Genomic DNA, 13,613 nt, shown 5'->3' on the forward strand with positions numbered 1-13,613 from the left:
CGGGATTTGAACCCTAGAGGGGCTACAAACCCCTGCCGGTTTTCAAGACCGGTGCATTCGACCACTCTGCCATCTCTCCGACGGCGTGCATAATAGATAAGGCAGCCGTGTTTGTGAAGCTTTTTTTCAAAAAAACTGTTTAAGTGATTAAAAAACAATTAATTTGCTCAGCATTAGTACAATAATGTTTAGATTGTGCGCAACATTGAACTTTTCAATTATTTATCTTGTCTATTGATCCACAATAGTTTGCCCAAATATATAACTCTTGATAGGCTTAGTTCAGTTTAATAATTGGAACTAACGAACGTATAAGTTCATTTAAAGGAGCTCTGACAATGGCGTTTAATCAATCGTACAATACTGCAAGACCAGTAATGTCGACTATTGAAACCAATAAAGTTTTAAAAAATACCTATTTCTTACTTGCCATGACACTGGCATTTAGCGCAGTGACAGCAGGTATCTCAATGGCAATGAATCTACCTTATTTTATGGGGATAGTTTTTAGCTTGATTTCACTTGGTGTGCTTTTTGTTGTTCACAAAAAGGCAGACAGTGCATCAGGTGTTGCTTGGGTGTTTGTATTCACAGGTTTGATGGGCGCAGGACTCGGTCCAATGCTTAACTACTATGCTGCAATGCCAAATGGTCCTATGCTTATTATGCAAGCGTTAGGCTCTACTGCGTTAATCTTCTTTGGTTTGTCTGCTTATGCACTTACCACGAAAAAAGACTTCTCATTTATGGGTGGCTTTTTAACTGTGGGTTTAATCGTGGTTATTATTGCAAGCCTAGTTAACTTATTTATCGGCAGCTCAATCACCTTTATGGTTATTAATGCTGCAGTTGTGCTAATTATGTCTGGTTTAATCTTATTTGATACTAGCCGTATCATTAATGGCGGCGAGACTAATTACATCCGCGCAACAGTTGCTTTATACCTGAACGTATATAATTTATTTACGTCTCTTCTTCACCTACTTGGTGCAAGTGATGACTAATTAAATAGTTCTGCTAAAATAGCCCCTTTCTAGGGGCTTTTTTATTGGATGCGTTTTGGCACAATTTGTACTTTCTCTTCATACCGCGCCGACCGATCACGACACAACTCAACGGCTAATTAAATTTGCACAGGCCTGTCTTGACTCTGGTCACTCAATTGCAGCTATCTTTCTTTATCAAGCTGGTGTTTACCACGCAAGTAACCATTTAGAACTTGCCAGCGACGAGCTTCCAATTAATCGTTTGTGGCAGTCGTTAAGTGAGCAAGAGATCCCTCTACTGCTATGTGTCACTGCTGCTGAAAAGCGTGGCTTAGATATCGATAACACAGGCGTGTTTACCGTCGCTGGGCTTGCAGAATTTGCGATGCTTGTCAGTGAAGCGGATAAATGGGTGCAATTTAAATGAAAAACATTTTAGTAATAAGCCAACATAGCCCATTTGACGATCAACATATTCGTGAATCACTCGACACCACACTAATTTTTGCCGCTATTGAACAAAACATTAGTTGGCTACTCAGTGGTGAGGCTGTTTTAGCTTTGAAAAAAAATCAACAGCCAGAGCAACTTGGCATAAAAAACTATTTTAAAACCATTAAAACCCTAGAGTTATACGATGTTGAAAACATATATGTATGTGAAAAGTCGTTAATAGATTTTAACCTTTCAGAAGATAGTCTGATTATCGATGTTAAAGTAGCTAACTTTGAAAAACAGCGAGACTTAATTAGCCAGCAACATCAGGTGGTGACACTATGAGTACCTTGCATATTTTTTCAAAACCTTTATCGCACTACTGCAATAATATGTTGGCAAATTTAATTTCTTCAGAAGATACAGTGCTACTTGTTAGTGACGCTTGCTATAACAACATGCAGTTTAAGCAGTTCTCTGCAGCAATTCATTTACTTGAAGAAGACGCTGCAGCCCGTGATATTTCATTTAATCAAGGCGATATCGCAATAAACTACGCGCAGTTTGTAGAAATGACTTTAAACGCAAAAAACACGATTACTTGGTAAACCATGCTTGAATTTAATGACAAACAGATAGAAACAGACAAACAAGGGTATTTACTTGATTCAAACGATTGGTGTGAAGAGCTTGCACCTATTATTGCTGAGCAAGAGAACATTACCTTAAGTGAGCAGCACTGGGAAGTTGTGCATTTTGTGCGTGATTTTTACGTAGAGTACAACACCAGCCCGGCAATACGCATGCTGGTCAAAGCAATGGCCCAAAAGCTAGGTGAAGAAAAAGGTAATAGCATGTATTTGTATAAGCTATTCCCTAAAGGCCCAGCAAAGCAAGCGACTAAAATTGCAGGTTTACCTAAACCGGCTAGGTGTATTTAATGGTTAATAAAGCCAATAGCAAACCACGTCGCAGTAGCGGTCGAACTTATTCAAGGCCGACTCAAAAACGCCAAGTTAAAAAAGTAATTAGCCCTGAGCAGCGCAAAGTGGTGCTATTTAACAAACCATTTGATGTGCTTTGCCAATTTACCGATGATCAAAACCGCAAAACGCTTGCCGACTTTATTACTATTAAAGACGTGTATGCAGCAGGACGTTTAGATAGAGATAGCGAAGGACTGTTGCTACTTACCAACTGCGGTAAATTACAACACACACTTACTGAACCCAATAAAAAAACAGCTAAAACTTATTGGGTGCAAGTAGAAGGTGATGTGACTGATGAGGCAATTTTTGCACTTAACAGAGGTGTAGAGCTTAAAGATGGCATGACCAAGCCTGCCAAAGTTAGACGTATTGACGAGCCGTCAATTTGGCCACGTACTCCGCCCGTTCGCGAGCGTAAAAACATTCCAACCAGCTGGTTAGAAATCTCTATCACTGAGGGGCGTAATCGCCAAGTTCGCCGTATGACAGCGCATGTTGGCTTCCCTACTTTGCGATTAATTCGTTACAGCATTGGTAACTATACCCTTGATGGCTTAGACAGTGGTCAATTTAAAGTAGTGAACAACCCAGATGCATAAACCCAATGTCACAGTGGCCGCCATCGTCACATACCAAGAAAAATTTTTACTTGTTAAAGAGCGCGATAAACACACAGGTGAGATTTGCTATAACCAGCCTGCCGGCCATTTGGAAGCCAATGAAACCTTAGCTGAAGCAGCTCATAGAGAACTTATTGAAGAAACAGGGATTAGTCTAAATGCTAGTCACCTTGTTGGTATCTATAATTTACACGCCACGAATGGCAATCACTATATGCGTTTTAGCTTTGCTTTTAATAGCCCAGAGCTGTTTAAACCATCTCCCAAAGATGATGACATTCTCAGCGCAGATTGGTTTAGCCTTGAGCAAATTAAAAGCCTGCCGCTTAGAAGCCCTCTGGTTTTAAAATGCATTGAAGATCATTTAGCTGGTAAAGCCTACCCACTTAGTTTGATTTACCAATAAGCGCTGTGATTTTGGCTGGTTTGGGCGTCTAAAAACATGCTATAATATCGGCCTTTCCATAGCAGTTAAAAAATGACAGCGAATATTATGAGCGAAAATAGTCACATTAAAGTCATCGTGGGTATGTCCGGCGGTGTTGATTCTTCTGTATCAGCGTATTTATTAAAGCAACAAGGCTATCAAGTTGAAGGCCTGTTCATGAAAAACTGGGAAGAAGACGATAATGATGAATATTGCGCTGCAGCTGAAGACCTAAAAGACGCACAAGCTGTGTGCGACAAGCTAGGTATTGAGCTTCACACTGTAAATTTTGCAGCCGAATACTGGGACAACGTGTTTGAGTACTTTTTAGCAGAGTACAAAGCAGGCCGTACGCCAAACCCAGACATCATGTGTAATAAAGAAATTAAATTCAAAGCATTTCTAGAATTTGCAGCACAAGCACTTGGGGCTGATTACATCGCGACTGGCCACTATGTTCGCCGTGAAAAGCGCGGTGATAAATTTGTAATGTGTCGTGGCCTCGATGACAACAAAGATCAAAGCTATTTCTTATACACTTTAAGCCATGAGCATATTGCGCAAACACTTTTCCCTGTTGGCGATATTGCTAAGCCTGAAGTACGCCGCATTGCTGAAGAGCAAGATTTAATTACGCACGATAAAAAAGACAGTACTGGTATTTGTTTTATTGGTGAGCGTAAATTTAAAGACTTCTTACAAAAATTCTTACCAGCACAGCCAGGTAAAATTGAAGATACCGATGGCAACGAAGTGGGTGAGCACGAAGGCTTGATGTACCACACACTTGGTCAACGTAAAGGTCTATTAATTGGCGGTATGAAAGAAGGTTCGGGTGAACCTTGGTATGTAGTTGATAAAGACGTTGATCGTAACGTATTAGTGGTTGGTCAAGGTAAAGACCACCCTCGCCTATACAGCAATGGTTTAAATGCAAACCAGCTTCACTGGGTTGACCGCGAAGGCCCTAAAGGGACCACACGCTGTACTGTTAAAACCCGCTATCGCCAAGAAGATATCAGCTGTACTTTACTTGTTGGTGAAGATGGTATGGCACGCGTACTATTTGATGAGCCACAAAAGGCAGTGACACCGGGCCAATCAGCCGTATTTTACGCTGACGAAGTCTGTTTAGGTGGCGGCATTATTGATTCGGTGATCAAATAATGACAGAGCACCAAGTCATGGCTTTAGCTGCCATGTGTCAAGTTGCTAAACAAGTACAAAAAGTTGCGCAATATGGCCAAGGCAGTGATCACGAATTAGAAAAATTACTAAACTGTATTGTCGAAACATCACCAAATAGCCCTGAAGACGTGTACCAGGGTAAACATAATTTACGTGAAGGCTATCGCATTTTGATTGCACAGCTTTCGGCTGGCGCCGACAAAGACGTCGAAATCGTAAAATATGTGGGTGGTTTAATGCAATTAGAACGTGCATTAAGTTCAAAACAAAACAGTTTAAATGAATTAGGTCGTCGCATTGATGATGTTAAACGTCGCCTCGACCATTTTGCTATCACAGATGATACTGTAGTAGCAGCGCTTGCTGATATTTACTCATCGGTGCTAAGCCCCCTTGGGCATCGTATTCAAGTGTATGGCAAGCCAGAGTTATTAAAACAGCAGCTCACGCAAAACAAAATTCGTGCCCTATTATTGGCCGGAATTCGTAGTGCCGTGTTATGGCGACAAATGGGCGGTAAACGCCGTCACTTTTTCTTTGCAAAAAGAAAAATCCTCGCCATTGCTAAACAATCAATTTAATTATCGTTCAAACTAGACAATTTAGGAGTCATTATGGAGCTTTCAGCGTTAACCGCTATCTCTCCGGTAGATGGTCGCTATGGCAGCAAGACCACGGAACTACGCAGCATTTTCAGCGAATTTGGTTTAATCAAATACCGTGTAACTGTTGAAGTTCGTTGGTTACAAGCTTTATCTGCAGCTAGCGCAATCAAAGAAGTACCGGCTTTTAGCGACGAGGCTAATGCTTTACTTAATGCCATTGTTGATAACTTTAGCGAAGCGGATGCAGCACGCGTTAAAGAGATCGAGCGCACAACTAATCATGACGTAAAAGCAGTTGAATACCTACTTAAAGAAAAAGTAGCTGATAACGCAGAGCTTAACGCAGTTAACGAATTCATTCACTTTGCATGTACTTCAGAAGACATCAATAACCTGTCTCACGGTTTAATGCTTACCGAAGCGCGTGACAAAGTATTACTTCCATACTGTGACCAACTTCTAAATGCATTAAAAGAAAAAGCAGTTGAGTACAAGTCAGTTGCGATGATGACACGTACCCACGGTCAACCAGCTACCCCTTCGACAATGGGTAAAGAGTTTGCAAACGTCTACATGCGCTTAAAGCGTCAACGTGACCAAATTGCTAGCGTAGAAATGTTAGGTAAAATCAACGGTGCTGTAGGTAACTACAACGCTCACCTGAGTGCATACCCAGATTACGATTGGCACAAACACGCTGAACAGTTCGTAACGAGCCTAGGTTTAACATTCAACCCGTTCACAACACAAATCGAGCCACACGATTACATTGCTGAGTTATTCGATGCAGTTGCACGTTTCAACACTGTATTACTTGATTTTGACCGTGACGTTTGGGGCTACATTGCACTAAACCACTTTAAACAAAAAACAATCGCAGGTGAGATTGGTTCATCAACTATGCCTCACAAAGTAAACCCGATTGATTTCGAAAACTCTGAAGGTAACTTAGGTATTGCTAACGCTATCTTTACTCACCTTGCGCAAAAACTACCTGTTTCTCGCTGGCAACGTGACTTAACTGACTCAACAGTGTTACGTAACCTAGGTGTTGGTATGGGCTACACACTTATCGCTTACCAAGCGACATTAAAAGGTGTTAGCAAGCTTGAAGTAAACGAAGAGCGTTTATTAGCAGAACTAGACCAAAACTGGGAATTACTAGCAGAGCCAATCCAAACGGTTATGCGTAAATATGGTATCGAAAAGCCATATGAAAAACTTAAAGACCTTACTCGTGGTAAGCGCGTAAACCAAGAAATCATGGCTGATTTCATTGATGGTCTTGAGTTACCTGAAGAAGCAAAAGTAGAAATGAAAAAATTAACTCCGGCTAATTACATTGGTCGTGCTGTTGAGTTCATCGACAACTTAGCTTAAATTCAAATTAAGACTTAAAAAAGCGAAAGGCCTTCCTTTCGCTTTTTTTATATCAATTCGCTTAGGTCATGTTATGTATCAATTAACCATCAATTCATTAACCCAAGAGCAATTTTTTGCTGAGTATTGGCAGAAAAAACCATTACTTATAAAGCAAGGCTTCAAGGATTTTGCAGATCCGATCGAGCCCGAAGAATTGGCCGGTCTTGCCATGGAAGAAAGCATTGAATCACGTATTGTGACCAATCACTCAGATGATTGGCAAGCATACCATGGTCCTTTTGAAGACTTTAGCTTGCTAACTGAAAAGCACTCAACATTACTGGTGCAAGCAGTTGACCATTGGCATAGCGATGCAGCGCAACTATTGGAGCCATTTCGCTTTATTCCCAACTGGCGTATCGATGATTTGATGATCAGCTACTCTACCCCGGGTGGTGGCGTGGGCCCGCATTTAGACCAATACGACGTGTTTATTATTCAAGGTGAAGGTAAACGCCACTGGCGAGTTGGTTTACCTGATGCAAACTTAAAGCAATTTGCACAAAATAAGAGCCTGTTACAAGTTGAGCAATTTCCTGCCGTGATCGACTGTGTGTTAGAGCCGGGAGATATTCTCTATATTCCACCAGGTTGCCCACATGAAGGTTACGCAGTTGAAAATGCACTTAATTACTCTGTGGGTTTTAGAGCGCCAAACCAACGCGATTTATTATCACAATTTGCCGATCACCTCATCGATACTGAGCTTGGTAATCAACGATACGGTGATGCAGAGCTTAAGTTGCGCTCATCTAAAGGTGAGCTTAACCAAACTGAAGCAGAAAAAGTAAAGCAACTTATGATTGCTGCAATTAATGATGACGCAGTATTCAAGACTTGGCTTGGTAACAGTATGAGTCAGCCAAAGCATGACATGGATTTAGCGCCTTTAGAAGAGCCATATACTTTAGATGACGTAAATGACTTACTCAATGATGAAGACGTTGTTTTTGAGCGTTTAGGTGGTACCCGCGCTATCTATCAAGTAATTGACGATAAAATACTTTTAAGTATTAATGGTGTTAATTACATGCATGATTTAACTGACCTTGAATTAATAACAAAGCTCACCGATCAGACATGGGTGACCGCTGCTGACATAAATAGTTCAAAAAATAATCACATTTTCTTGAAAACCTTTACTACACTTTTAAATGAGGGTATTTGGTTTTGTTAGGAGTGTGTGTTTATGGGCTATCAAATAGATGAAGTTGAATGGAGTATCGACAAGGAACTCTTACAACAAATCCGAGAGCGGGTATTTGTATATGAACTACATATCCCAAGACACATTGAGTTTGACCATCTAGATAAAATAGCACATCACGTGCTCGTTACAGATGAAGGTAAACGCCCAGTTGCTACTGGGCGTTTATGTAATGATGGCCTTATCGGCCGTATTGCAGTTTTACCAGAACACCGTAATCGTTCGGTTTATAAATCATTATTGAATTACTTAGTTAATTTGGCTGAAAAGCAAGGCTGTGATTGTGTCAGCATTAATTGCATATTGAATGAAGTAGATAGATTCAAACAAAATGGTTTTTCGGCTGATGGTTTAGTGTTTATGGAAGCTGGTATTCCAAGGCAACGAATGCTCTGCCCTATTAAGCAATTTGATACGCGGCCATTCACTTTGGTGCATTAAGGTACATGTAAAACAAAAAAGCTGAATAACATTATTCAGCTTTTTCTTAGAAGGTATGCAGAGTTAGTTATGCTGGCTCGTTTTGCCACATTTCTTCTTTTTCAAATAACTCATATAAGCCATGGGCACGGTTGATTAACAGATTAGCAAAATCAGCTTTGGTTTTATCTACCGCACCTGATTGCATTAGCTGATCAGCCTTCATTTGCCACTGCATTGAGAAATAACGTAATACTTCACGTGCATTGTTTGCTGCACTTGCTTCAGCGTGATCGGTTGGTAAACGACCTGTGATCACCCAATAGCTCTTACCGTTTTGTGCTTTAAATTTCCAAATAGCTACTAATGGCGCAATAAAACGGCTTTCTTTTTCTACAACAGTTTGCGGAATAACGCCTTTTTCAGCTAAATGCTTTTGTGCATTTTCGAAACATTCTCTTTGCCAAATAACACTTTGTTTTTGCGCTTCAGCTTGTTCTTCTGGTGTTAATGGTCTTGCTTGTTTTTGTTCCATGGTGGTTACTCTTTTACAACATTTCTGACACTTTAAGGTTTAAAATGGCGCTGTGCAAGTATTTACAGGCAATCAAAGAGCATTTAAATTTACTTGCGTACTATTCAATCAACCTAGAAAGAAGAGTTAGGCTCAGTCAAAAATTGCAGTTCTTCAGGAGTTGATTCGCGACCTAAAATCCTATTGCGATGTGGGTAGCGACCAAACCTATCAATAATCACTTTGTGCTTTAGTTCAAATTCAGAATTACTCATGCCTTTAAACAATTGCTCAGCCTGCTGGTGAATGATTTTAGATTCACTGTGCATAAACGGCATGTAAATAAACGCAGCTTGAGAGCTAGGTAATTTTTTATCAAAGCCAAGTTCAATTGCTCTTTGCGCTAAGCTTAGTGCTTGTGGGTCTTGGCTAAACGCTTTCACCGTATTACGATAAATATTGCGCGAAAACTGATCTAACACGATAATTTCAGCTAAAGAACCTAGAGCATCAACTCGCCAATCAGCATGCTCGCCTGCGATAACCTGCAAAAGGCATTCTGAAAACTCACGTGTAATTAAGGCATCAACTTCATCAGATTGCTGATACCAAGCTTCTGGTCCTAATTCATTAAACCAGAAATCGATAATCCTTTGCTTATTCATAAACACTCCTTAATTACCAAGAACTTTTGCAGGATCAACACGGGTTGCTTGCCACGCAGGATATAATGTTGCCAAAATAGCGAGAACAAAAGTAACAATCACCGTAATAACGATATCTTGCCAAACTAATTTACTGGGTAAAAACTCAATAAAATAAACCCCTTGTAACGGGTTATCGCCAAATAAATTACTTGCCCAAGTGAACAGTTCACTGATGTTTAACGCAAGCATCACACCGATAATCGTGCCTAAGATCACACCGATTAAAGCTTGTGTAAAGCCTTGCATTACGAAGGTTGCTAAAATGGTGCTATCTTGTGCGCCCATGGTTTTTAAAATTGCGATGTTTGCCTGTTTTTCACGTACTTCCATCACTAAAGACGAAACAATATTAAAACTCGCTACCGCAATTATTAAAAACACCACGATATACACAATCGTGCGAACCATTTGAATATCTTGATATAAGCTACCCTGGGTTCTAAACCAACTCGAGACATAGACATAATCAGGAATAACTTGCCCCACACGCATCGCCGTTTGATGGGCTGCGAACACATCAGCTACTTGTAGACGTAAACCGGTTACTTGGTTTTGCTCAAAACTCAACACACTTTGCGCTTTATCAAGGCGAATGAAAGCCGCCGTTTCATCAATTGGGCCACCCATTTTTATAATACCCGCAAGATTCAAGCTCACACGTTTTGGCGCCAATAAAGTGTTACTTTGCTGGTTTATCTGTGGGATTAATAAGGTAACTGGGTCGCCAATTTTAAGACCTAATCGGTTGACTATTTGCTGCCCTAACAGTACATCTTCTTGTTGTAACTGACTAACTAAGCGCCCTTCTGTAAATTGGTTTAACGCCGACACTTGGTTTTCAAATTCAGGGCTAACACCACGCACTTCAACTGCTTTTAACTCACTTTTATATTGCGCCATACCGTTGACACTAATAAACGGCGCAGCACCTGTTACACCGGCTTGAGAGCGTAGTAGAGCAACTTTTGACTGCCAGTTATTGATTGGTTTGTTAGGGGCAACATATTCAACCTGCGGAACTACCGATAAAAGTCGATGTACTAATTGCTGCTCAAAGCCATTAATCACTGACAAAGCAACAATTAGCACAGCGACACCTAAAAGTATGCCGATTGTCGATGCTTTAGCGATAAAGCTAACAAAACCGTTTTGTCCGTCTTTTTGGCCACTATGGGCACGAAATCGTTTAGAAATAAAGGCACTAAGCAACATGCTGAGACTCTTTAATAGCAAGCTTACCATCATCTAAATAGGCAATTTTGCCTAGTTTATCTGCAAGTTCTAAATCATGGGTTACCACAACAAAACTGGTTTTTAAGCTAGTATTTAATTCTTTAATTAAATCGTAAATCTTAATTGCGTTTTGTTTATCTAGGTTACCCGTAGGTTCATCGGCTAGCACTAAAGCAGGCTCAGTAACTAATGCACGTGCGATTGCAACCCGCTGCCTCTCACCACCTGATAACGCCGATGGTTTATGTTCGCTACGATGAGATAACCCTACTTTATCTAGCATGTTACGGGCTTTTTCGGTTGCCGCTTTTGCGCTTAAGCCTTTAATTAATAATGGCATTGCAACATTTTCGATGGCAGTAAATTCCATTAATAGATGATGGAATTGATAAATGAAACCTAAATTTTCATTTCGGAAACTGGCTTGTTGTTTACGGTTTAATTTAGAAACTTGCTGGCCTTTAATTTCAACCTTGCCTGAGCTTTCGTTATCTAAGGTACCCAATATATGCAGTAAAGTACTTTTTCCTGAGCCTGAGCTCCCTACAATGGCTAACATTTCGCCTTGTTTAAGAGCTAAATCAACCCCTTTTAATACCGCAACCTCGTTATCGCCATCTTGATAGACTTTATTTAGCTGCTGACAATTGATAACTAAATCACTCATAACGTAATACCTCTGCTGGATTCACTTTTGCAGCTTTTCTGGCAGGATACAAGGTAGCTAAAAAGCTCATCGCAATACTCCCTGCGGCAATAAAACTCAAACTCATCACATCAAATTTAACGGGTAAACTCACGCCCGCTAGTAAATTGATGCCTAACATATTCAATAATTCATTAATGTTGCTACTCAATAGCACACCAAGTAACGCACCAATACTGGTACCGATAAGGCCATTATATAAGCCTTGGATCATAAACACGTGCTGCACTTGTAACGGAGTTAAACCCAGTGTTTGTAAAATAGCGACTTCACTTTGTTTTTCGCTCACCATCATGGTTAATGCCGACACGATATTAAACACTGCCACGAGCACGATTAAGCCAAGTAACATCGACATAATACGCTTTTCCATTGCCACAGCGGCAAATAGTGTCCCTTGGCTAGCTCGCCAATCAGTCACTTTGTAATCGTTTAAAATAGCTAACTGAGATTGTAATACTTGCTCAACAGCAAATGGTTCATACAGAGATACACTCAAGTTAGGTGCTGCTGACTTTGCTAGTTTCAAAACTCTGCCTAACGAATAGCCACTGGTAAATGCCAATGACATATCAATTTCTGACTGTGTTTCATAAAGTGCAGCAACGGTAAACAAGCGCTGACTAGGTACTCGACCAAGGGGAGTATATGAACTGGCATTAGGCATGATCACCCGTACTTTATCCCCAAGCGAAATACCCAACTTTCGACTCAAGTAGCGGCTAATCGCAATATGGTAGTTGCTGTCCATTACTTGTGACCAATTGCCGGCAACAATTTTATCTTTTACGTTATAGATGGAGCTTCCTTCATCATAAAGGCCTTGTAACAATACGCCGTGCAAATCTTGGTTAGTTTGTAAAATGGCTTCGCCATGGCGGTATAGGTTAACTTGTTTAACATCTTGAGAATTTGCTAGTTGCTGCTTTAACTGCAGCATGGTTTCTTTCGAATTATCTTCGGCTGATACTTCAATATGAGGAATTAAACCTAGCATGTTGGTTTTAAGGTTATTTTCAAAGCCATTCATTACTGAACTAACTGTAAACAAGGCCATTAAACCAATAGCAATGCCCGCGATAGAGAAAAATGAAATAAATGAGATAAAGGCATTGCCCTTTGAGGAGCGACTATATCTCAGCCCTATAAAAAGGCTAACAGGTTGAAACATAATAAATTATGGGTATTCCAAGGGCTAAATATGCGCTCATGTTAGCATAGATTTAGCTAGCATGGGATGCGCGAAATTGTAAAAAATAATTATAAATCTGATACTTGAACAGTAGCAACCAAATGGTCAAGTAATGCTTTTACATTGGTTGCAATAAACTGCCTTGGTGGATACACCCCCCACACCCCTTCAGGTTCAGGTGCAACATTCGAAAGAACAGCAGTCAACCTGCCATCGGTTAAGTGTTCATTGACATAGTAATCTGGTAATTGCACGATGCCTAACCCTTTGATAGCAGCGTCAACCAATGCCCAACCACTGTTACAGGCTAAACGCCCAGCCACTTTGATGTGCTTATCTTGGCCCTGCTCTTTTACCCGCCAGTAACTGTTATTACCGATAAGGCAATTGTGCTGATGTAATTCACTGACACTGTGTGGTTGGCCGAATTTATTGATATATTCAGGGCTACAACAAATAACAAGCCTGCGCTGACTAATGCGCCGTGCTTTTAAAGATGAATCTTTTAAATGACCGAGGCGAATAGCCAGATCATACCCATCTTCTAATAGATTAACTTGCTCATTACTTAAATGGCTGATCACTTCAATATCTGGGTGCTTTTGCATAAACGAATGTACCGCAGGCATGATAAAACTTTCACCGTACATAACAGGAGCTGTTAGTTTTATACTACCTTTAGGTGTCAATTGCTGCTCTGCAAGTAATGCCGTAGCATCATCCATGGCATGCTGTAATTGTTTTGTTTGATGCGCAAATACCTGCCCCTCTTGCGTTAGCACCACTTTACGAGTGGTTCGGGTTAGCAATTGGGTGTTTAATCGCTCTTCTAATTGGCTCACATAGCGGCTTACATGGGCCACTGACATACCCAATAGCTTACTTGCTTTTGTAAAACTGCCTGTTTCTGCTACCGCTAAAAACTCATCAATTCCGTGCCAACGACTCATTATTACCATACT

At 40.5% G+C, this 13,613-nt stretch carries 18 protein-coding genes; 12 read left to right on the top strand and 6 right to left on the bottom strand.

The features are described 5' to 3' along the window. Positions 1 to 338 precede the first annotated feature (338 nt). The 12 genes from CWC02_RS00575 (at position 339) to CWC02_RS00630 (ending at position 8,320) form a co-directional block, all read left to right on the top strand. Positions 339 to 1,004 (top strand): Bax inhibitor-1/YccA family protein, encoded by a 666-nt coding sequence (locus tag CWC02_RS00575; RefSeq protein WP_054551400.1) that lies wholly within the window; start codon positions 339 to 341, stop codon positions 1,002 to 1,004. 55 nt (positions 1,005 to 1,059) lie between these two features. After that, positions 1,060 to 1,413 (top strand): sulfurtransferase complex subunit TusD, encoded by a 354-nt coding sequence (gene tusD / locus CWC02_RS00580; protein WP_054551401.1) that lies wholly within the window; start codon positions 1,060 to 1,062, stop codon positions 1,411 to 1,413. Then, complete coding sequence (gene tusC, locus CWC02_RS00585; protein ID WP_138615843.1) at positions 1,410 to 1,766, top strand: sulfurtransferase complex subunit TusC; 357 nt, start codon at positions 1,410 to 1,412, stop codon at positions 1,764 to 1,766. Before tusD ends, tusC begins: the two co-directional genes overlap by 4 nt. After that, positions 1,763 to 2,029, top strand: coding sequence for a DsrH/TusB family sulfur metabolism protein (locus CWC02_RS00590; protein ID WP_138615845.1), 267 nt, complete (start codon positions 1,763 to 1,765; stop codon positions 2,027 to 2,029). Before tusC ends, CWC02_RS00590 begins: the two co-directional genes overlap by 4 nt. Positions 2,030 to 2,032: 3 nt before the next feature. Then, a complete protein-coding gene (locus CWC02_RS00595; RefSeq protein ID WP_054551404.1) occupies positions 2,033 to 2,362 on the top strand; it encodes a TusE/DsrC/DsvC family sulfur relay protein in 330 nt (109 codons plus the stop codon). Then, on the top strand, positions 2,362 to 3,009 hold the full coding sequence (locus CWC02_RS00600) for an rRNA large subunit pseudouridine synthase E (protein WP_138615847.1): 648 nt from the start codon (positions 2,362 to 2,364) through the stop codon (positions 3,007 to 3,009). The genes CWC02_RS00595 and CWC02_RS00600 overlap by 1 nt, the downstream gene beginning before the upstream one ends. Next, on the top strand, positions 3,002 to 3,436 hold the full coding sequence (locus CWC02_RS00605; RefSeq protein WP_138615849.1) for an NUDIX hydrolase: 435 nt from the start codon (positions 3,002 to 3,004) through the stop codon (positions 3,434 to 3,436). The genes CWC02_RS00600 and CWC02_RS00605 overlap by 8 nt, the downstream gene beginning before the upstream one ends. A gap of 87 nt (positions 3,437 to 3,523) precedes the next feature. Beyond that, the gene (gene mnmA, locus CWC02_RS00610) at positions 3,524 to 4,624 is read left to right on the top strand and encodes a tRNA 2-thiouridine(34) synthase MnmA (RefSeq protein ID WP_054551934.1); all 1,101 of its coding nucleotides are present in this window, start codon (positions 3,524 to 3,526) and stop codon (positions 4,622 to 4,624) included. Next, positions 4,624 to 5,226, top strand: a complete 603-nt coding sequence (gene hflD, locus CWC02_RS00615) for a high frequency lysogenization protein HflD (protein ID WP_054561602.1) — start codon at positions 4,624 to 4,626, stop codon at positions 5,224 to 5,226. The genes mnmA and hflD overlap by 1 nt, the downstream gene beginning before the upstream one ends. Positions 5,227 to 5,259: 33 nt before the next feature. Continuing rightward, positions 5,260 to 6,630 carry an adenylosuccinate lyase gene (gene purB / locus CWC02_RS00620; protein WP_138600626.1) on the top strand — a complete coding sequence of 457 codons (1,371 nt, stop codon included), beginning with the start codon at positions 5,260 to 5,262 and terminating at the stop codon, positions 6,628 to 6,630. A 73-nt stretch (positions 6,631 to 6,703) separates the two neighbouring features. Continuing rightward, positions 6,704 to 7,849, top strand: coding sequence for a cupin domain-containing protein (locus tag CWC02_RS00625; RefSeq protein ID WP_138615851.1), 1,146 nt, complete (start codon positions 6,704 to 6,706; stop codon positions 7,847 to 7,849). Between the two features lie 12 nt (positions 7,850 to 7,861). Further along, positions 7,862 to 8,320, top strand: a complete 459-nt coding sequence (locus CWC02_RS00630; protein ID WP_138615853.1) for a GNAT family N-acetyltransferase — start codon at positions 7,862 to 7,864, stop codon at positions 8,318 to 8,320. Between the two features lie 67 nt (positions 8,321 to 8,387). Here the strand turns inward: CWC02_RS00630 and CWC02_RS00635 are convergent, their stop codons facing one another. From CWC02_RS00635 to CWC02_RS00660, 6 genes are all read right to left on the bottom strand, one after another. Then, positions 8,388 to 8,834 (bottom strand): DUF4826 family protein, encoded by a 447-nt coding sequence (locus CWC02_RS00635; protein WP_054551411.1) that lies wholly within the window; start codon positions 8,832 to 8,834, stop codon positions 8,388 to 8,390. Between the two features lie 113 nt (positions 8,835 to 8,947). Then, complete coding sequence (locus tag CWC02_RS00640; RefSeq protein ID WP_138615855.1) at positions 8,948 to 9,478, bottom strand: DUF924 family protein; 531 nt, start codon at positions 9,476 to 9,478, stop codon at positions 8,948 to 8,950. A 9-nt stretch (positions 9,479 to 9,487) separates the two neighbouring features. After that, positions 9,488 to 10,732 carry a lipoprotein-releasing ABC transporter permease subunit gene (locus CWC02_RS00645; protein WP_138600620.1) on the bottom strand — a complete coding sequence of 415 codons (1,245 nt, stop codon included), beginning with the start codon at positions 10,730 to 10,732 and terminating at the stop codon, positions 9,488 to 9,490. Continuing rightward, a complete protein-coding gene (gene lolD, locus CWC02_RS00650; protein WP_138600618.1) occupies positions 10,722 to 11,420 on the bottom strand; it encodes a lipoprotein-releasing ABC transporter ATP-binding protein LolD in 699 nt (232 codons plus the stop codon). The genes CWC02_RS00645 and lolD overlap by 11 nt, the downstream gene beginning before the upstream one ends. Continuing rightward, positions 11,413 to 12,630: a lipoprotein-releasing ABC transporter permease subunit gene (locus tag CWC02_RS00655; protein WP_138600616.1), complete on the bottom strand. Its 1,218-nt coding sequence runs from the start codon at positions 12,628 to 12,630 to the stop codon at positions 11,413 to 11,415. The genes lolD and CWC02_RS00655 overlap by 8 nt, the downstream gene beginning before the upstream one ends. Positions 12,631 to 12,719: 89 nt before the next feature. Continuing rightward, positions 12,720 to 13,601 carry a LysR family transcriptional regulator gene (locus CWC02_RS00660; RefSeq protein WP_138615857.1) on the bottom strand — a complete coding sequence of 294 codons (882 nt, stop codon included), beginning with the start codon at positions 13,599 to 13,601 and terminating at the stop codon, positions 12,720 to 12,722. Positions 13,602 to 13,613: the final 12 nt, after the last annotated feature.

Origin of the sequence: Pseudoalteromonas sp. S2721 (genome assembly GCF_005887425.1) — a bacterium.
Classification (GTDB): domain Bacteria; phylum Pseudomonadota; class Gammaproteobacteria; order Enterobacterales; family Alteromonadaceae; genus Pseudoalteromonas; species Pseudoalteromonas simplex.

What these genes read in the sequence shown, in the direction of transcription:
- CWC02_RS00575 (WP_054551400.1), top strand. Translation starts at nt 339, where the DNA reads ATGGCGTTTAATCAATCGTACAATACTGCAAGACCAGTAATGTCGACT.
- tusC (WP_138615843.1), top strand. Translation starts at nt 1,410, where the DNA reads ATGAAAAACATTTTAGTAATAAGCCAACATAGCCCATTTGACGATCAA.
- CWC02_RS00590 (WP_138615845.1), top strand. Translation starts at nt 1,763, where the DNA reads ATGAGTACCTTGCATATTTTTTCAAAACCTTTATCGCACTACTGCAAT.
- CWC02_RS00595 (WP_054551404.1), top strand. Translation starts at nt 2,033, where the DNA reads ATGCTTGAATTTAATGACAAACAGATAGAAACAGACAAACAAGGGTAT.
- CWC02_RS00600 (WP_138615847.1), top strand. Translation starts at nt 2,362, where the DNA reads ATGGTTAATAAAGCCAATAGCAAACCACGTCGCAGTAGCGGTCGAACT.
- CWC02_RS00605 (WP_138615849.1), top strand. Translation starts at nt 3,002, where the DNA reads ATGCATAAACCCAATGTCACAGTGGCCGCCATCGTCACATACCAAGAA.
- mnmA (WP_054551934.1), top strand. Translation starts at nt 3,524, where the DNA reads ATGAGCGAAAATAGTCACATTAAAGTCATCGTGGGTATGTCCGGCGGT.
- hflD (WP_054561602.1), top strand. Translation starts at nt 4,624, where the DNA reads ATGACAGAGCACCAAGTCATGGCTTTAGCTGCCATGTGTCAAGTTGCT.
- purB (WP_138600626.1), top strand. Translation starts at nt 5,260, where the DNA reads ATGGAGCTTTCAGCGTTAACCGCTATCTCTCCGGTAGATGGTCGCTAT.
- CWC02_RS00625 (WP_138615851.1), top strand. Translation starts at nt 6,704, where the DNA reads ATGTATCAATTAACCATCAATTCATTAACCCAAGAGCAATTTTTTGCT.
- CWC02_RS00630 (WP_138615853.1), top strand. Translation starts at nt 7,862, where the DNA reads ATGGGCTATCAAATAGATGAAGTTGAATGGAGTATCGACAAGGAACTC.
- CWC02_RS00635 (WP_054551411.1), bottom strand. Translation starts at nt 8,834, where the DNA reads ATGGAACAAAAACAAGCAAGACCATTAACACCAGAAGAACAAGCTGAA.
- CWC02_RS00640 (WP_138615855.1), bottom strand. Translation starts at nt 9,478, where the DNA reads ATGAATAAGCAAAGGATTATCGATTTCTGGTTTAATGAATTAGGACCA.
- CWC02_RS00645 (WP_138600620.1), bottom strand. Translation starts at nt 10,732, where the DNA reads ATGTTGCTTAGTGCCTTTATTTCTAAACGATTTCGTGCCCATAGTGGC.
- lolD (WP_138600618.1), bottom strand. Translation starts at nt 11,420, where the DNA reads ATGAGTGATTTAGTTATCAATTGTCAGCAGCTAAATAAAGTCTATCAA.
- CWC02_RS00655 (WP_138600616.1), bottom strand. Translation starts at nt 12,630, where the DNA reads ATGTTTCAACCTGTTAGCCTTTTTATAGGGCTGAGATATAGTCGCTCC.
- CWC02_RS00660 (WP_138615857.1), bottom strand. Translation starts at nt 13,601, where the DNA reads ATGAGTCGTTGGCACGGAATTGATGAGTTTTTAGCGGTAGCAGAAACA.